Origin of the sequence: Bacillus sp. FSL L8-0152 (assembly GCF_038006365.1) — a bacterium.
Classification (GTDB): Bacteria; Bacillota; Bacilli; order Bacillales; family Bacillaceae_G; genus Bacillus_A; species Bacillus_A cereus.
On the sequence record NZ_JBBOVB010000001.1, the window covers coordinates 735,764 to 753,652 of the forward strand.

Here is a 17,889-nt window from a genome sequence, read left to right on the forward strand (position 1 = left end):
GTTACATGAAATGAGGAGAAAAGAGAATGAGTACGATTAAAGACGTTGCGAAATTAGCGGGAGTATCTGTTGCGACCGTTTCCAGAGTTTTAAATAAAAATGGATATGTTCATGAAGATACATTAAAAAAGGTAGAGCGTGCAATAGAGATGTTAGATTATAAGCCTAGTACAGTAGCGCGTTCACTGTATAATAAAAAGTCTCGTTTAATTGGCTTAGTTGTTCCGAATATCGTGAATCCGTTCTTTCCAGAAGTTGCACGTGCCGTAGAAGATGTAGCACATAAACAAGGTTACACAGTTGTTCTTTGTAACTCTGATGAAAGTTTAGAAAAAGAGAAACAATACATTGATGTACTTAGACAAAATAATGTAGATGGATTTATTGTAGCAACGAATCCACAAAATAGTGTTAATTACATGAATTTATCTGTTCCGGTTGTTGCGATTGACCGTATGTTTAATGAGCGTATTCCTACTGTATATGCAGATAACTATGCAGGAAGTCAGGCTGCGACAAAGTTGTTACTAGATAAAGGATGTAAACATATTGCACATATTCGCGGACCACGTGATGTGAGTACTGCAAATGAACGTTTTGAAGGTTTTGTAGACGTTATTACGCAAAATAATCTTTCGTATATGATTGCGGAGAGTACGTTTGAGCCAGCAAATAGTGAGCGTGTAGCGATGGAATTATTAGAAGAATACCCGCATATTGATGGTATTGTTGCTGGGAATGATTTAATTGCGATTGGTATTGTAAAGGCTGCACTTCAAAAGGGGATTGCCATTCCAGATGATTTACAAATTATCGGATTTGATGGAATTTCTTTAACAGAAATGATGTATCCATCTATTACAACAGTTGCACAACCGATATATGAAATGGGGAAAATTGCAACAGAGTTGTTGTTAGAGCAAATGGAAGGAAATACATTAGAAGAGAAACACTATCGTTTGCCGATTGAAATTATAGAACGAAATACAACGAAGTAAGGAGATGAAACAGATGCCAAATATTGCAGTAGTAGGAAGCATTTCAATGGACTTAGTGGCTGTTTCAAAAAAACGGCCGAAAGCAGGAGAAACAGTAATTGGTGAAGCGTTTCATACAATCCCAGGAGGGAAAGGGGCAAACCAAGCAGTTGCTGCAGCTAGGTTAGGAGCAAATGTAGCAATGGTTGGAGCGGTAGGAAATGATGATTATGGAACAGTAGTTAGAAAAAATTTAGAGAACGAACGCATTTTTATCGATTATGTGGTAGCGGTTACAGATAGAACGACAGGAATTGCTCATATCGTTTTAGCAGAAGAAGATAACAGTATTGTTGTCGTACAAGGGGCAAATGCTCTTGTAAATAAGTCAGTTGTAGATCGCTCCAAAGACCTTCTTGTAAAAGCGGATATGGTTGTTCTTCAACTAGAAATTCCACTTGAAACAGTAAAATATGTATTGGCTATTTGTGAGGAACATAATATTCCTGTTATGTTGAATCCAGCGCCAGCACAAGTTTTATCAGAAGAAATTTTAGAAAAAGCAACTTATATTACGCCAAATGAACATGAGTGCCGCATTGTATTAGATGATTTTACATCACCAATTGAAGATTTATTGGCGAAGTATCCAAATAAATTATTGATGACAGAAGGTTCTAACGGTGTTCGTTTCCATAATGGCACGGAGATTGTACATGTTCCTAGCATTGCTGTTGATGTAGTGGATACAACTGGAGCTGGTGATACATTTAATGGTGCGTTAGCAGTTGCACTTTCTGAAGGAGAGACACTTCAAAAAGCAATTCGTTTCGCGAATATTGCCGGTGGTCTTTCTGTAACGAAACTTGGAGCACAGGGCGGTATGCCAACGAGAGATCGAGTACGTGAAGTGCAGGTGATTGTTGGATGAAAAAGCATGGTGTATTAAACAGTGAAATCGCGGCAGTCCTTGCTTCACTTGGGCATACAGATACGGTTGTAATTGCTGATTGCGGGTTACCGATTCCGGATGGAGTAAAACGAATTGATTTAGCTGTTGAGATTGGAAAACCGAGTTTTTTAGAGGTGTTACAAGTTGTAGCTGATGATATGGCAATCGAAAAAGTGACGTTAGCAGAAGAAGTCATTATAAATAATGCGGAAGTAAATAAAGAGATCGAGCAAAAATTAATAGAGCCAGCATTTGAGTATGTATCTCATGAACAATTTAAAGAGCATACAAAGAAAGCGAAGGCGATTATTCGTACAGGCGAGGCTACGCCTTATGCAAATGTAATTTTACATGCAGGCGTGATTTTTTAATAAAGGGAAGTGATGGGAATGCATATTGAAATGAAAAACATTTCAAAGGCGTTCAATGGCAATCCTGTTTTGAAGAATGCACAGTTTATGATTGAAACAGGAGAAGTCCATGCATTGATGGGGGAAAATGGAGCGGGTAAATCAACGCTCATGAAGATTTTAACAGGTGTATACAAAAAAGATGATGGGACAATCACGATTGATGGGCAAGAGCGCACCTTTAAAAATGCGAAAGAAGCTGAAGAGTACGGCATCGCATTTATACATCAAGAACTAAACATATTGCCGAATTTAACAGTAGCTGAAAATATGTTTCTTGGTAAAGAGTTAATGTATGGGAAAACAGGTATTTTACGCACTCGACAAATGAACGCGATTGCGCAGCAGCAACTAGCAGAGCTAGGATTGCATGTAAGAGGTGCTATGTTAGCAGAGGAACTATCGGTTGGACAACAGCAAATTATCGAAATTGCGAAAGCGTTAATGACAAACGCGAGCGTTATTATTATGGATGAACCTACTGCGGCACTGACGGATCGTGAAATCGAAACGCTCTTTACAGTAATCAATAAGTTACGTAAAGAAGGTGTTTCATTCGTGTACATTTCGCATCGTATGGAAGAGATTTTCTCAATATGTGATGCCATTACGATTTTGCGTGATGGAGAATACGTTGGAAAGAGATTAATTCCAGAAACATCATTTGATGAAGTAGTGAGTATGATGGTGGGGCGCAGCATTGGTGAACGTTACCCAGAGCGAAATAGTCAAATTGGTGATGTCATTTTTGAAATGCGTAACGGAACGAAGAAAGGGAAATTTGAAAATGTTTCGTTTCAAGTGAGGAAAGGTGAAATCCTTGGTGTAGCTGGTTTGATGGGGGCTGGTCGTACTGATATTATGAAAGCGATATTTGGTTATGAACCTTTAGATTCTGGACAAATTTTTATAAATGGACAAGAAGTAAAGATTGATAGTCCGATAGATGCAATTAGACAAAGAATTGCTTTCATTACAGAAGATAGAAAGTCTGAAGGATTAGTGTTAGATTTTTCAATTAGAGAAAATTTAGCTTTACCGAATTTAGAAAGTCTTTCAAAGGGAAGTGTTCTGAGCAACGAGCTAGAACAACAGTTTACAGAAGATATGATGAAGCTTCTTAATGTGAAAGCATCTAGCGGAGAGCAGGCAGTGAAATCTCTTTCTGGTGGAAATCAGCAAAAGATTGTAATCGCAAAATGGCTAGGCATTCATCCGCAATTACTCATTTTAGATGAGCCAACAAGAGGTGTCGATGTTGGAGCGAAAAAAGAAATTTACTCTATTATGAATAAGCTTACAGAGCAAGGCGATGCCGTTATTATGGTATCATCTGAGCTTCCGGAAGTTTTAGGAATGAGTGATCGAGTTCTTGTTATTCATGAAGGAAAAGTCGGCGGCATTTTAGGGAAAGATGAGGCATCACAAGAGTCTATTATGGCACTAGCTACAGGGGGAGAGTAAGGATGGCTAAGAAGGGGAATGTATTACAACAACTCGGTTCTTTAATCGGTTTAGTATTAATTATCGTCGTAATTACAGTTTTAAATCCAGCGTTCATTGAAATTCCAAATTTATTTAATATACTGCGTCAAGTATCAATTAATGCGCTTATTGCATTCGGAATGACCTTCGTAATTTTAACAGGGGGTATTGACTTATCGGTAGGTTCTATTTTAGCATTATCAAGTGCACTTGTTGCTGGAATGATGGCAAGTGGTATGGATCCGTTCCTTGCAATGGCAGTTGGACTATTAGCAGGTCTTGTAATGGGGATTGTAAACGGTATCATCATTGCGAAAGGAAAAGTAGCTCCATTTATTGCAACTTTAGCAACAATGACTATTTTTCGTGGGTTGACGCTTGTTTATATGGACGGACGTCCGATCACTGGTCTTGGTGATCATTTAATGTTCCAAATGTTTGGCCGCGGTTATTTTCTTGGTATTCTGGTACCAGCTGTTACAATGATGATCGCTTTCGCAGTACTGTACTTCATTTTGAAGAAAACGACATTTGGCCGTCGTACATTTGCAATTGGTGGAAATGAAGAAGCAGCAGCACTATCAGGTATTAATGTTACGAGAATTAAAGTAATGATTTACGGTCTTTCCGGAATTTTGGCAGCGCTTGCAGGTATTGTCTTAACATCACGACTAGATTCTGCACAGCCGACTGCAGGTACTTCTTACGAATTAGATGCAATTGCAGCAGTTGTATTAGGTGGAACAAGTCTTTCTGGGGGAAGAGGATGGATTGTTGGTACATTCATCGGTGTACTAATTATCGGTGTACTAAATAATGGTTTAAATTTATTAGGTGTATCTTCTTTCTTCCAACAAGTTGTAAAAGGACTTGTAATCTTACTAGCTGTATTAATTGATCGCCGAAAAGAAGCGTAATGGAGGGACAGTTCATGAAGAAATGGTTACTTATACTCGTTGCATGTATTATGGTCATTACTGCTGGTTGTTCAATGGAACCACCAGAATGGGCAAAGGATTCTAGCGATAAAGGTCGAAATAAAACTATTAAAGTTGGATTCTCTGTTTCAACTTTAAATAATCCCTTCTTTGTAACTTTGAAAAAGGGTGCAGAAAAGAAAGCGAAAGATAGCGGCATCGAATTGATTGCTGTTGATGCGCAAAATGATGCAGCGAAGCAAACGAACGATGTTGAAGATTTAATTCAAAAGGGTGTCGATGTAGTTGTTATTAATCCGACCGATTCAGATGCTGTTGCTTCAGCGGTAAGTGCGGCAAATGCAGCAAATGTTCCTGTTATTACAGTAGACCGCGTTGCGAATTCAGGTAAGGTTGTTTCTCACATTGCATCTAATAATATCGAAGGTGGTCAAATGGCTAGTGATTACATTCGTGAATTAGTCGGCGAAGGAGCAAACGTTGCTGAGTTAGAAGGAATCCCTGGATCGTCTGCTGCTCGTGAACGTGGGAAAGGATTCCATAACGTAGCCGATAAGTCTTTAAAAGTAGTTGCCAAACAAGCGGCTGATTTTGATAGAGCGAAAGGATTATCTGTTATGGAAAACATTTTGCAAGCAAATGGTGATATTAAAGCCGTGTTTGCGCATAACGACGAGATGGCATTAGGTGCACTTGAAGCATTGAAGTCTGCTGGAAAAACAGATGTAGTAGTTGTTGGATTTGATGCAACAGAAGATGCTGTGAAAGCGGTTAACGATGGGCGTATGGCTGCAACAGTCGCTCAAAAACCGGAATTAATCGGAGAGAAGGCGATGCAAACAGCAAAAGAGATAACACAAGGGAAAAAAGTGGACAAATCTATTCCGATTGAATTAGAGCTTATTAAGAAAAATAAATAAATATAAAATGAAAATTAGGAAGGAAGAATAACAAATGAAATTTTTTATTGATACAGCAAACATTAACGAAATTAAAGAGGCAAATGCATTAGGCGTAGTAGCTGGAGTAACGACAAACCCATCACTTGTAGCAAAAGAAGGCGTAGATTTCCATGAGCGTATTCGTGAAATTTGCAGCTTTATAGAAGGACCTGTAAGTGCAGAAGTAATTAGCTTAGAAGCTGATAAAATGATTGAAGAAGGAAAAGAATTAGCGAAGATTGCTCCAAACGTTGTTGTAAAAGTTCCAATGACAACAGAAGGTTTAAAAGCAGTAAAAGCATTCTCAGATTTAGGAATTCGTACAAACGTTACATTAGTATTCTCAGCAGTTCAAGCATTACTTGCAGCTCGCGCTGGTGCAACATATGTTTCACCATTCTTAGGTCGTTTAGATGATATCGGTCATAACGGTATGGATTTAATTCGTCAAATCGCAGAAATCTTTGCAATTCATGGCATCGAAACAGAAATCATTGCAGCATCTGTACGTCACAGCGTTCACGTAACTGACGCAGCATTAAACGGTGCACATATTGCAACAATCCCAGCAAACGTAATTGCTTCATTAGTGAAGCACCCATTAACAGATCAAGGAATTGAGAAATTCTTAGCTGATTGGGAAAAAACACAAGAGAAATAATAGAAAATCAAGAATCCTAGTTTAATTGACTAGGATTCTTTTTTTATTTAAAAGAATTTTCATGCAATTTTGCATATTGTCTTTTAAATTTGTTATATAAGATATTTAATATATATCACATAACTCTTTATTTTTCATATTTCGATATAAAGTGAAACTTTAATCAGTGGGGGCTTTGTTCATCAGCACACTGATTATTAGTTGAACCAAGGGATAAACAGATAGAGGGTCTGACCAGAAAACTGGAGGGCATGATTCTATAACAGAAAGTTTAATGTTTATAGAATTATGTCTTTTTATATAGGGAGGGTAGTAAACAGAGATTTCGACAAAAACGCACCGATTTATCTGAATTTTAAGTTTTATAAAAGGAGAGAAATGGAATGAGAAGAAAAGCCCCATTTAAAGTGTTGTCATCATTAGCAATTGCAGCAATTATCGGATGCACATCTGTAATGAGTGCGCCGTTAGCATATGCAGAAACGCCAGCAAAAGAGAAAGAGAATGTGTCTACAACGCCAATTGATTACAATTTAATTCAAGAAGATCGTTTAGCGGAAGCTTTGAAAGAAAGAGGAACAATTAATCCAGCATCTTCTAAAGAAGAGACGAAAAAGGCTGTCGAGCAATATATTGAAAAGAAACAAGGAGATCAGGCGAACAAAGAAATTCTTCCAGATGCTCACTCACAAGAAACGTCTGATTTCACAAAAAAAGTAAAAGAGAAAAAGATGGAAGAAAAGGAAAATGTAAAAAAGACTGAAAAAAATATTAATCTTGAGCAAAAGCCAGAACCAAATAAAAAGCAATTAAATGGGCAAGTTCCAACTTCAAAAGCAAAGCAAGCTCCATATAAAGGATCTGTTCGATCGGATAAAGTATTAGTGCTACTCGTTGAATTTAGTGATTATAAACATAATAATATTGATCAAACACCAGGTTATATGTATTCGAAAGACTTTAGTAGAGAACATTATCAAAAGATGTTGTTTGGTAAGGAGCCTTATACATTATTTGATGGTTCAAAAGTAAAAACGTTTAAACAATACTATGAAGAGCAGTCTGGTGGTAGTTATACGACAGACGGATATGTAACGGAGTGGCTAACAGTTCCAGGAAAAGCATCTGATTATGGAGCTGATGGTAGCAGTGGTCACGATAATAAAGGTCCGAAAGGTGCACGTGATTTAGTGAAAGAAGCTTTGCATGCAGCTGCTGAGAAAGGACTAGATTTATCTCAGTTTGATCAGTTTGATAGGTATGATACAAACGGGGATGGGAATCAAAATGAACCTGATGGTGTAATTGATCATTTAATGGTAATCCATGCTGGTGTTGGTCAAGAAGCAGGTGGTGGTAAATTAGGTGATGATGCGATCTGGTCACATCGTTCAAAATTAGCAGTAGATCCAGTAGCGATTGAAGGTACAAAATCAAAAGTAGATTACTTTGGTGGAAAAGTAGCAGCACATGATTACACAATTGAACCAGAAGATGGAGCTGTAGGTGTGTTTGCGCATGAATTTGGACATGATCTTGGATTACCAGATGAATATGACACGAAATATACTGGAAATGGTTCACCTGTCGAAGCTTGGTCGTTAATGAGTGGAGGTAGTTGGACAGGAAAAATCGCAGGAACGGAGCCGACAAGTTTTTCACCACAAAATAAAGACTTCTTACAAAAGAATATGGGTGGCAACTGGGCAAAAATATTAGAAGTAGATTACGATAAAATTAAGAGTGGTGTGGGAGTTCCTACCTATATTGATCAAAGTGTTACGAAATCAAATCGTCCAGGCGTTGTACGTGTTAACTTACCAGGTAAAAGTGTTGAAACGATTAAACCGGAGTTTGGAAAGCATGCATATTATAGTACAAGAGGCGATGATATGCATACAACGTTAGAGACACCTTTCTTTGATTTAACAAAAGGAACAAATGCAAAATTCGATTATAAAGCAAATTATGAGTTAGAAGCAGAGTGCGATTTCGTCGAAGTACATGCAGTAACAGAAGATGGAACGAAGACGTTAATTGATAGACTTGGAGAAAAAGTAGTCCAAGGAGATAAAGATACAACAGATGGGAAATGGATTGATAAATCATATGATTTAAGTCAATTTAAAGGCAAAAAAGTGAAACTACAATTAGACTATATTACAGATCCGGCTGTAACATATAAAGGTTTTGCGATGGACAATGTAAATGTAACTGTTGATGGACAAGTTGTATTTTCTGATGATGCAGAAGGACAGTCTAAAATGAATTTAAATGGTTTTGTTGTTTCTGATGGGACAGAGAAGAAAGCTCATTATTACTACTTAGAGTGGAGAAACTATGCGGGATCAGATAATGGTTTAAAAGCAGGAAAAGGTCCAGTGTATAATACAGGTCTTGTCGTTTGGTATGCAGATGATAGTTTCAAAGATAACTGGGTTGGGGTGCATCCAGGTGAAGGATTCCTTGGTGTTGTAGATTCTCATCCAGAAGCGCTAGTTGGTAATTTAAACGGAAAACCAGCATACGGTAATACGGGCATGCAAATTGCAGATGCTGCATTTTCATTTGATAAAACACCAGCATGGAGTGTAAATTCATTAACACGTGGTCAGTTTAACTATTCTGGATTACAAGGTGTTACAACTTTTGATGATTCAAAAGTATATAGTAACAAGCAAATTGCAGATGCAGGAAGAAAAGTTCCAAACCTTGGACTTAAATTCCAAGTTGTTGGACAGGCAGAAGATAAATCGGCAGGCGCTGTTTGGATTAAACGTTAATAACATAAAAGCACATTCTTCATATGAAGAGTGTGCTTTTTAATTTGTACAGTAAGTTATTATTTTAGTTTATGTAATACAAGTGTTTATTCATGTGTAGTGTATCAAATTATGTGGGGAAAGGAAATATTTCCGAGGAAATTGTCGAAGTATCGTCGGTATTTATAAACTTTCTTTTTAAAAGAAGCGATGTATTATTGCCTTTACGGCTCAATTTATTTACATTGTTATTTGGTTATACACAAAAGTAATATATTGGGCAAAAAAGAGTTCTATTCAATAGGGCTCTTTTTATAGATAGAAACGAGTAAGCGATAAATGAAAGAAGTTATTGAATGTCCACAGTGTGAAGGGGATATTACTGTACAGCATATTATTGATCTCCCGCATCCTTTTTCATTAAGGTGTCCACATTGTAAGGTGAAGTTGAAAGAAATCAGGGTAACGCCATGTTTAATATTAGCGATGATTTGTATAATTCCATTGTTTATTATTATTGGAGAGAGTATTAAGGAATTACTAGTAAAATATTTTTCTATTGTAGACAATGTACCAACTGTACTTATTTTCTTTTTATTTTGTTATCCATTGTATTATTTCTATGAAAAATATAATGCTATATTGTTTATTAAATATGGTTTGCTGAAAGTTAAAAGTTAAATTGAATAGGAGATTATCATTATGCTTTGGAAAATATATTTAGTTATTGTAGCAATGTTAGCTATTATTTCGTTAGTAAGGGGTATGTTTCAAACACCAATTCAAAAGTTTGACTTTGTAGTATCTATTATTACGTGGATAGGGCTTTTTGGTTTTGTATTTGATATACAAATATTAACCTCAATTGTTTGGAAATGTATCTTCTTGTTTAGCGTCATTTGGACTTTAACTGCAGTTTTTGTTTTTCGTTTATATGAAGAGCGAGATGAGCCATTACCTTTTATATTTAAATTAATTGGCATTATTCCAACGCTTCCATTATATTACGGATTATATCAATATGCATTTTAAAAAAGACAACGATGGATTATCCCATCATTGTCTTTTTTACTTTGCTTCTTACATAAATCATCCCAGCAAATGTTAATAAAAATGCTGTTCCGATAATGAAGCTGATGCTAGGTGATGCTCCGATTGCGCCGACTGTAAAGGAGCCAGCAACAACTCCTAATGAGAAGAAGGCATAAAATAATCCGAATGCCTTTCCACGATTATCGTCTGTAGTATTTTCAACGAGTAAAGCGTTAATAGACGGAAAGAGGATTGCGAATCCAATTCCATAAATCATCATTACGATAAAGAGCATACCTTTTGTAGCAAATAATCCGAGTAAAGATAATGCGAATGCCATAACTGCAATTCCGATTAGCATTAGTTTCGAACGATTAAATCGATCGTAAATACGATTTGTTGGAAGCAAGAAGAAGAGGATAGCAGTTATACCGAATACACTTAACATCATGCCTGTTGTGGATGCTTTAAGCGCTAATGCCTCAACTTTTACTGGTAACATATAAGTGACAATTCCTTGTGAAAACATTAATGTGAAAGCACCAATATATGCTTGTAATAACGGTTCTGATTTTAAAAGTTCAACCATATCTTCTTTGTTCATCATTTGCGTTCTTGATGTATCTTTTCTTGATACGTTATTTGGTAAGAAGAATAGAGATACGATCGTACCAAGAGCCATTAAAATAGAAATAGTAATGAAGATCCACTCTACGCCAGCTGTTGCTTTCATAATACCGCTGAAAGCAGGTCCTACGATTGCGGCTGTTCCAACAGCAGCACCAGATAGAGCCATTGCTTTTCCTTGTCTTTTTGCATTTGTTTGTTTTGATAAAAATGTAAAGGCAGCAGGAATTAAAAAGCCATCACTAAATCCATGCATAAAGCGCACAACTAATAGTTGTTCACCACTTTGAACAACGGTGTATAACAAGACTATGAAACTCGTAATTCCCATGCTTATATAAAGGATTTTTTTTGCACCAAATTTATCGACAGCGGCTCCAGCAATAATATTACCGATCATATTAGCGAATGAGTACATACCGACAACTAGACCGATAATAAGAGGAGTTCCTCCAAGGCTTTGAGCGAAAGTACTCATAATAGGTAATTGTGAAAATGTATCTAAAAATGCCACGATAACGATAAAGTAAATAAAATATTTCAAGCGATATTCACCTCTCCTATGCTATTATGGCACAATGCTAATTTCACCTGCAATGAAATTGAATTAACAGATGTGGAAAAAAGTACAAAGTGACAAAATATTGAACGTTATTTGTAAAAAATTAGTGGGAACGTGATTGTTTTTTTGAAATATATGGATAGAAGTATTATAATAGAGTTGTAAACTTCACCAGGTTAAGTATATACATAGAGAGGGATGTATAAAATGAAAGCACTACTTTGGCATAATCAACGTGATGTACGAGTAGAAGAAGTACCAGAACCAACAGTAAAACCAGGAACAGTGAAAATCAAAGTTAAATGGTGTGGTATTTGTGGGACAGACTTGCATGAATATTTAGCAGGGCCTATTTTTATTCCAACAGAAGAACATCCATTAACACATGTGAAAGCACCTGTTATTTTAGGTCATGAGTTTAGTGGTGAGGTAATAGAGATTGGTGAAGGAGTTACATCTCATAAAGTGGGAGACCGCGTTGTTGTAGAGCCAATTTATTCTTGTGGTAAATGTGAAGCTTGTAAACATGGACATTACAATGTTTGTGAACAACTTGTTTTCCACGGTCTTGGCGGAGAAGGCGGCGGTTTCTCTGAATATACAGTAGTACCAGAAGATATGGTTCATCACATTCCAGATGAAATGACGTATGAACAAGGTGCGCTTGTAGAACCAGCAGCAGTAGCAGTTCATGCAGTACGTCAAAGTAAATTAAAAGAAGGGGAAGCTGTAGCGGTATTTGGTTGCGGTCCAATTGGACTTCTTGTTATCCAAGCAGCTAAAGCAGCAGGAGCAACTCCTGTTATTGCAGTTGAACTTTCTAAAGAACGTCAAGAGTTAGCGAAATTAGCAGGTGCGGATTATGTATTAAACCCAGCAACTCAAGATGTGTTAGCTGAAATTCGTAACTTAACAAATGGTTTAGGTGTAAATGTTAGCTTTGAAGTAACAGGTGTTGAAGTTGTACTACGCCAAGCGATTGAAAGTACAAGCTTCGAAGGACAAACTGTAATTGTTAGTGTATGGGAAAAAGACGCAACAATTACTCCAAATAACTTAGTATTAAAAGAAAAAGAAGTTATTGGTATTTTAGGATACCGTCACATCTTCCCAGCTGTTATTAAATTGATTAGCTCTGGACAAATTCAAGCAGAGAAATTAATTACGAAAAAAATTACAGTGGATCAAGTTGTTGAAGAAGGATTTGAAGCACTTGTAAAAGATAAAACCCAAGTGAAAATTCTTGTTTCACCTAAATAAGATAGAATCGAAAAAAGTAGCCCTTTTCTAGAAATAGAAGAGGGCTACTTTTTTTCTGTACAGAAAGGTGATAGACTTTCCTGTAACTAAAGGTATTTTGTTTGGAAGGGGAAGTCTAATGCTTTCATTTATATTGACATTGAAACGGATGCTAAAAGCTTGTTTGCGAGCATGGAAAGATAAAGAATTTCAAGTGTTATTCGTATTAACAATTTTGACATTAATATCTGGTACAATCTTTTATAGTACAGTGGAGGGGTTACGTCCTCTGGATGCTTTATATTTTAGCGTTATGACGCTGACTACTGTCGGTGATGGGCAATTTAGTCCCCAAACTGACTTCGGAAAGATATTTACGATATTATACATATTTATAGGGATCGGATTAGTGTTTGGATTTATACATAAGTTGGCAGTTAATGTACAATTGCCAAGTATATTATCGAATAGAAAAAAAGAGTAAAGCATGTGGGTGCTTTACTCTTTTTTTACATTAGTTTAGACAAGCCTTAATAATAGTTTATTAAAATGAAGGTGTATTCATTCATTATATTCACTATGTATAAAGTTATAATGATATGAACATTTACATATTTTAATTTAGTGATAGAAATTTCGTGAAAGGTGGGATATTCTAGTCATAGGTTAACCGGACGACATCATAGGATCCTAACAAAATGTTTACAATAATTCAATTATAAAATGGAGGATTTTATATGAAAAAGAAAGTACTTGCTTTAGCGGCAGCTATTACATTAGTTGCTCCATTACAAAGTGTTGCATTTGCTCATGAAAATGATGGGGGACAGAGATTTGGAGTTATTCCGCGCTGGTCTGCTGAAGATAAACATAAAGAAGGCGTGAATTCTCATTTATGGATTGTAAACCGTGCAATTGATATTATGTCTCGTAATACAACACTTGTAAAACAAGATCGAGTTGCACTATTAAATGAATGGCGTACTGAGTTAGAGAACGGTATTTATGCTGCTGACTATGAAAATCCTTATTATGATAATAGCACATTTGCTTCACATTTCTATGACCCTGACAATGGGAAAACTTATATTCCGTATGCAAAGCAGGCAAAGGAAACTGGAGCTAAATATTTTAAATTAGCTGGTGAGTCTTACAAAAATAAAGATATGAAACAAGCATTCTTCTATTTAGGATTATCTCTTCATTATTTAGGGGATGTAAACCAACCAATGCATGCGGCAAACTTTACGAACCTTTCGTATCCACAAGGATTCCATTCTAAATATGAAAACTTTGTAGATACGATAAAAGATAATTATAAAGTAACGGATGGAAATGGGTATTGGAACTGGAAAGGTACGAATCCAGAAGATTGGATTCATGGAGCGGCAGTAGTTGCGAAACAAGATTACGCTGGCATTGTAAATGATAATACGAAAGATTGGTTCGTAAGAGCAGCTGTATCACAAGAATATGCAGATAAATGGCGCGCTGAAGTTACACCAATGACAGGTAAGCGTTTAATGGATGCACAACGTGTTACTGCTGGATACATTCAGCTTTGGTTTGATACGTACGGAAATCGTTAAGTATTTGAAAAAGGTCAAATCTCAGAATAGAGTATTTGGCCTTTTTATTACTATACAATACATGGAGGTATGAAACGTGAAAGGTAAATTGCTAAAAGGTGTACTTAGCTTAGGGGTTGGTTTAGGAGCTTTATATAGCGGAACTTCAGCTCAAGCAGAAGCATCTACAAATCAAAATGATACATTAAAAGTGATGACGCATAATGTATATATGCTATCAACAAACTTATATCCGAACTGGGGACAAACTGAGCGTGCTGATTTAATCGGGGCGGCAGATTATATAAAGAATCAAGATGTTGTTATATTAAATGAAGTGTTTGATAATAGTGCTTCAGATCGTTTATTAGGCAATTTGAAGAAAGAATATCCAAATCAAACAGCAGTATTAGGTCGTAGTAGTGGAAGCGAATGGGATAAAACGTTAGGAAACTATTCATCTTCAACTCCTGAAGATGGTGGCGTTGCGATTGTGAGCAAATGGCCAATCGCTGAAAAGATTCAATATGTATTTGCAAAAGGATGCGGGCCAGATAATTTATCGAATAAAGGATTTGTATACACGAAAATTAAGAAAAATGATCGTTTCGTTCACGTGATTGGGACGCATTTGCAGGCTGAAGATAGTATGTGCGGAAAAACTTCACCAGCATCTGTACGTACGAACCAATTAAAAGAAATTCAAGATTTTATTAAAAATAAAAATATACCAAATAATGAGTATGTGTTAATTGGTGGTGATATGAACGTAAATAAGATAAATGCAGAGAACAATAATGATTCAGAGTATGCATCTATGTTTAAAACATTGAACGCTTCTGTACCATCTTATGCTGGACATACAGCGACTTGGGATGCAACGACAAACAGTATTGCAAAATATAATTTCCCTGATAGTCCTGCCGAATATTTAGATTATATTATTGCAAGCAAAGACCATGCGAACCCATCGTATATAGAGAATAAGGTGTTACAGCCGAAATCTCCACAATGGACTGTTACATCGTGGTTCCAAAAATATACGTATAATGATTACTCTGATCATTATCCAGTAGAGGCGACTATTTCTATGAAGTAGTTTCAAAAAGTTTCTTCGTAAAGAAGAAACTTTTTTTATTTGCAAACAGGAAAATCATACTTTCTTTCCAATATGTATAAGACATATTGAAAAGAGGAGAGAAAAATGTGGATCGAGGAATTTTTAAAGAAGTTCCATTACCTTGTGCATTTTTGGATGAAGTGGCTTTAGATAGAAATATTCAATCGATTATAGAGTTAAGTGGAAATAAGAAGATTCGTATAGCGAGTAAATCGTTACGTTCTGTTCCGATTATGCAAAAGATTTTAGCTGCAAATGATCGATTTCAAGGTATTATGTGCTTTTCACCTAGAGAGGTTTTATTTTTAATAGAACAAGGATTTAATGATTTATTGCTCGGATATCCTGCTTATGATGAAAGAGCTTTGTGTGAAATTAGTTTGCTAACAAAGAAAGGTTTCATTATAACTTGTATGGTGGATTGTGAAGAGCATATTGTGTATTTAGAAAAAATTGCTGAGAAATCTAGAGGATGTTTTCGTGTTTGTTTGGATATTGATATGAGTAGTCGTTTCTTTCAATTTCATTTTGGTGTACAAAGATCCCCAGTAAAAAATGTGCAGGATGCGTTGAAAGTAGTAGAAAAGGTGAGAAGGTCATCATATTTAATGTTAGATGGTGTGATGGGTTATGAAGCTCAAATTGCTGGGGTGGGAGACCATATACCGAATCAATGGCTGAAGAGTAAAGTGATTTCGTATTTAAAGCAGAAATCAGTGCTAGAAGTGAAAGAAAGAAGAGAATATATTGTAAAAGCAATACAAAAACTTGGTATTGAGCTAAGGTTTGTAAATGGAGGCGGAACAGGAAGCATAAAAACAACTGAGAAAGATAATTCAGTTTCAGAGATTACAATAGGTTCTGCTTTTTATTCTCCAAAGCTGTTTGATTATTATAAAGAGGTGAAATTTCATCCAGCGGTCGGATTTGCTTTACCAGTTGTGCGTAAACCAGTCCCGTTTATTTACACTTGCCTAGGTGGTGGATATATTGCTTCAGGAGCAGTTGGAAAAGATAAAGAGCCTGAAGTTTGGAGACCGAAGGGTGCAAAACTATTAGCTTTAGAAGGTGCTGGCGAGGTACAAACGCCAATTTTTTATAGCGGCGAGGAACGAGTGGATATAGGAGAGTCCATTTTGTTTCGTCATAGTAAGGCTGGTGAATTATGTGAGCGCTTTCCTTTTTTGTATCGTGTTAAAAAAGGAGAGATTGTTGGGGAGTATTCAACATATCGGGGGGATGGCCAATGCTTTCTATAAAGGGACAAAAGTGGAGGAATTGGACAGGGAATGTAGAAGGAACGCCGCATTATACGATGTATCCAGAAAGTATACAAGATGTAGTAGAAGTAGTGGGGCTTGCACGAAAAAAGGGGCGGAAAATTCGTGTTGTTGGTTCAGGACACTCGTTTACACCCCTTGTGCAAACCGAAGAAGTTTTAGTTTCTTTAGATGAATTGAAGGGCATTGTGAATATTGATGAAGAGAAGATGGTCGCTGAAGTGTGGGCAGGAACAAAGTTATATGATTTAGGGAAGTTACTTGAGGAAAAAGGTTATGCGCAAGAAAATTTAGGGGATATTGATTCACAATCTATTGCAGGAGCGATTAGTACGGGGACTCATGGAACGGGTATTACCTTTGGGAGTTTATCAACACAAGTTATAGAGATTACGGCCGTTTTATCTAATGGTGAGAGTATAGTTTGTTCGGAAGCTGAGAACGTAGAATATTGGAGAGCGTTTCAGTTGTCACTTGGAATGTTAGGTATCATTGTAAAGATAAAATTGAAGGTTATTCCAGCGTATTCACTCGTTTATAAAAGTGAAAAACAGTCATTATCTACTGTAATGAACAAACTAGAAGAGTATAAGAAGCATCGTCACTTTGAATTTTTCGTTTTTCCTTATTCTGATGAAGTACAAGTAAAACTTACGAACGAAACAACGAATACAGGCAGTGATTTGAAATGGCATAAACTAAAGGTGGAGTTACTTGAAAATAGGATGTTCTCTTTGCTATCTAAAGGGTGTAAATGGTTTCCTTCTATAAGTAAAGGAGTGAGTCGATTATCAGCTAAGGCTGTACCAAACACAAAAATAATTGGCCCGAGCTATGAAGTATTTGCTACATCACGTACGGTACCATTTTATGAAATGGAGTATAGCATTCCTTCAAAGTATATGAGGACTGTGGTAGAAGAAATCTCAAATCTTATTGAAAAGAAAAAGTATAAGGTGCACTTCCCGATCGAATGCCGCTATGTGAAGGGTGATGATATATGGCTTAGTCCAGCCTATGGAAGAGATTCAGCGTATATCGCTGTTCATATGTATAAAGGTATGAAATATGCTGCTTACTTTGGCGAAGTGGAAAAAATTTTTCTGAAGTATGAAGGGCGTCCGCATTGGGGGAAAATGCATACATTATCGTATGAGCAATTACAAGATATATATCCAGAGTTTCATTCGTTTTTACAGGCGAGGAAGTCTCTAGATGAACTTGGAATGTTTTTTAATCCTTATGCAGAAAAGTTATTTATCCCGCTATTTGCCGGGCAGTAAGACCCCCACTGATTAAAGTTTCAAATTATGTATATGAAAAAGCTGACAAATA

General features: G+C 36.4%; 17 protein-coding genes. 16 read left to right on the plus strand and 1 reads right to left on the minus strand.

Annotated features, from left to right (window positions below; translation table 11 throughout):
• Positions 1-26 precede the first annotated feature (26 nt).
• The 10 genes from rbsR to MHH27_RS03800 all read left to right on the plus strand — a co-directional run bounded on the left by rbsR (position 27) and on the right by MHH27_RS03800 (position 10,158).
• Positions 27-998, plus strand: a complete 972-nt coding sequence (rbsR, locus tag MHH27_RS03755) for a ribose operon transcriptional repressor RbsR (RefSeq protein ID WP_000104051.1) — start codon at positions 27-29, stop codon at positions 996-998.
• 13 nt (positions 999-1,011) lie between these two features.
• Positions 1,012-1,908 (plus strand): ribokinase, encoded by an 897-nt coding sequence (rbsK, locus tag MHH27_RS03760; protein WP_340941670.1) that lies wholly within the window; start codon positions 1,012-1,014, stop codon positions 1,906-1,908.
• Positions 1,905-2,300: a D-ribose pyranase gene (rbsD, locus tag MHH27_RS03765; RefSeq protein WP_000716151.1), complete on the plus strand. Its 396-nt coding sequence runs from the start codon at positions 1,905-1,907 to the stop codon at positions 2,298-2,300. The genes rbsK and rbsD overlap by 4 nt, the downstream gene beginning before the upstream one ends.
• Before the next feature lie 18 nt (positions 2,301-2,318).
• Positions 2,319-3,803, plus strand: a complete 1,485-nt coding sequence (gene rbsA / locus MHH27_RS03770) for a ribose ABC transporter ATP-binding protein RbsA (protein WP_002094284.1) — start codon at positions 2,319-2,321, stop codon at positions 3,801-3,803.
• A 2-nt stretch (positions 3,804-3,805) separates the two neighbouring features.
• Positions 3,806-4,741 carry an ABC transporter permease subunit gene (locus MHH27_RS03775; protein WP_340941672.1) on the plus strand — a complete coding sequence of 312 codons (936 nt, stop codon included), beginning with the start codon at positions 3,806-3,808 and terminating at the stop codon, positions 4,739-4,741.
• A gap of 14 nt (positions 4,742-4,755) precedes the next feature.
• Entirely contained in the window at positions 4,756-5,682 is a 927-nt protein-coding gene (gene rbsB / locus MHH27_RS03780; protein WP_000758975.1) for a ribose ABC transporter substrate-binding protein RbsB, read from the plus strand.
• A gap of 34 nt (positions 5,683-5,716) precedes the next feature.
• A complete protein-coding gene (fsa, locus tag MHH27_RS03785) occupies positions 5,717-6,364 on the plus strand; it encodes a fructose-6-phosphate aldolase (RefSeq protein WP_000667666.1) in 648 nt (215 codons plus the stop codon).
• Positions 6,365-6,747: 383 nt separating this feature from the next.
• On the plus strand, positions 6,748-9,147 hold the full coding sequence (gene inhA2 / locus MHH27_RS03790; protein WP_001252976.1) for a M6 family metalloprotease immune inhibitor InhA2: 2,400 nt from the start codon (positions 6,748-6,750) through the stop codon (positions 9,145-9,147).
• A 318-nt stretch (positions 9,148-9,465) separates the two neighbouring features.
• On the plus strand, positions 9,466-9,807 hold the full coding sequence (locus tag MHH27_RS03795; RefSeq protein WP_000665754.1) for a hypothetical protein: 342 nt from the start codon (positions 9,466-9,468) through the stop codon (positions 9,805-9,807).
• A gap of 21 nt (positions 9,808-9,828) precedes the next feature.
• Positions 9,829-10,158, plus strand: a complete 330-nt coding sequence (locus MHH27_RS03800; protein WP_000964465.1) for a hypothetical protein — start codon at positions 9,829-9,831, stop codon at positions 10,156-10,158.
• 16 nt (positions 10,159-10,174) lie between these two features.
• Here MHH27_RS03800 and MHH27_RS03805 read toward each other — a convergent pair whose 3' ends face one another.
• A complete protein-coding gene (locus MHH27_RS03805) occupies positions 10,175-11,329 on the minus strand; it encodes an MFS transporter (protein ID WP_340941675.1) in 1,155 nt (384 codons plus the stop codon).
• Positions 11,330-11,554: 225 nt separating this feature from the next.
• Between MHH27_RS03805 and bdhA the strand changes: the two genes are divergently transcribed.
• The 6 genes from bdhA to MHH27_RS03835 all read left to right on the plus strand — a co-directional run bounded on the left by bdhA (position 11,555) and on the right by MHH27_RS03835 (position 17,837).
• Positions 11,555-12,607, plus strand: a complete 1,053-nt coding sequence (bdhA, locus tag MHH27_RS03810) for a (R,R)-butanediol dehydrogenase (RefSeq protein ID WP_000645827.1) — start codon at positions 11,555-11,557, stop codon at positions 12,605-12,607.
• A 118-nt stretch (positions 12,608-12,725) separates the two neighbouring features.
• Positions 12,726-13,070 (plus strand): potassium channel family protein, encoded by a 345-nt coding sequence (locus MHH27_RS03815; protein WP_340941677.1) that lies wholly within the window; start codon positions 12,726-12,728, stop codon positions 13,068-13,070.
• Between the two features lie 253 nt (positions 13,071-13,323).
• Complete coding sequence (gene cerA / locus MHH27_RS03820) at positions 13,324-14,175, plus strand: phospholipase CerA (protein WP_000730997.1); 852 nt, start codon at positions 13,324-13,326, stop codon at positions 14,173-14,175.
• Between the two features lie 76 nt (positions 14,176-14,251).
• Entirely contained in the window at positions 14,252-15,253 is a 1,002-nt protein-coding gene (sph, locus tag MHH27_RS03825; protein ID WP_098251444.1) for a sphingomyelinase C, read from the plus strand.
• A gap of 107 nt (positions 15,254-15,360) precedes the next feature.
• A complete protein-coding gene (locus MHH27_RS03830; RefSeq protein WP_000373758.1) occupies positions 15,361-16,533 on the plus strand; it encodes an amino acid deaminase/aldolase in 1,173 nt (390 codons plus the stop codon).
• Positions 16,521-17,837: a D-arabinono-1,4-lactone oxidase gene (locus tag MHH27_RS03835; RefSeq protein ID WP_098251443.1), complete on the plus strand. Its 1,317-nt coding sequence runs from the start codon at positions 16,521-16,523 to the stop codon at positions 17,835-17,837. Before MHH27_RS03830 ends, MHH27_RS03835 begins: the two co-directional genes overlap by 13 nt.
• Positions 17,838-17,889 lie beyond the last annotated feature (52 nt).

What these genes read in the sequence shown, in the direction of transcription:
- rbsR (WP_000104051.1), top strand. Translation starts at nt 27, where the DNA reads ATGAGTACGATTAAAGACGTTGCGAAATTAGCGGGAGTATCTGTTGCG.
- rbsK (WP_340941670.1), top strand. Translation starts at nt 1,012, where the DNA reads ATGCCAAATATTGCAGTAGTAGGAAGCATTTCAATGGACTTAGTGGCT.
- rbsD (WP_000716151.1), top strand. Translation starts at nt 1,905, where the DNA reads ATGAAAAAGCATGGTGTATTAAACAGTGAAATCGCGGCAGTCCTTGCT.
- rbsA (WP_002094284.1), top strand. Translation starts at nt 2,319, where the DNA reads ATGCATATTGAAATGAAAAACATTTCAAAGGCGTTCAATGGCAATCCT.
- MHH27_RS03775 (WP_340941672.1), top strand. Translation starts at nt 3,806, where the DNA reads ATGGCTAAGAAGGGGAATGTATTACAACAACTCGGTTCTTTAATCGGT.
- rbsB (WP_000758975.1), top strand. Translation starts at nt 4,756, where the DNA reads ATGAAGAAATGGTTACTTATACTCGTTGCATGTATTATGGTCATTACT.
- fsa (WP_000667666.1), top strand. Translation starts at nt 5,717, where the DNA reads ATGAAATTTTTTATTGATACAGCAAACATTAACGAAATTAAAGAGGCA.
- inhA2 (WP_001252976.1), top strand. Translation starts at nt 6,748, where the DNA reads ATGAGAAGAAAAGCCCCATTTAAAGTGTTGTCATCATTAGCAATTGCA.
- MHH27_RS03795 (WP_000665754.1), top strand. Translation starts at nt 9,466, where the DNA reads ATGAAAGAAGTTATTGAATGTCCACAGTGTGAAGGGGATATTACTGTA.
- MHH27_RS03800 (WP_000964465.1), top strand. Translation starts at nt 9,829, where the DNA reads ATGCTTTGGAAAATATATTTAGTTATTGTAGCAATGTTAGCTATTATT.
- bdhA (WP_000645827.1), top strand. Translation starts at nt 11,555, where the DNA reads ATGAAAGCACTACTTTGGCATAATCAACGTGATGTACGAGTAGAAGAA.
- MHH27_RS03815 (WP_340941677.1), top strand. Translation starts at nt 12,726, where the DNA reads ATGCTTTCATTTATATTGACATTGAAACGGATGCTAAAAGCTTGTTTG.
- cerA (WP_000730997.1), top strand. Translation starts at nt 13,324, where the DNA reads ATGAAAAAGAAAGTACTTGCTTTAGCGGCAGCTATTACATTAGTTGCT.
- MHH27_RS03835 (WP_098251443.1), top strand. Translation starts at nt 16,521, where the DNA reads ATGCTTTCTATAAAGGGACAAAAGTGGAGGAATTGGACAGGGAATGTA.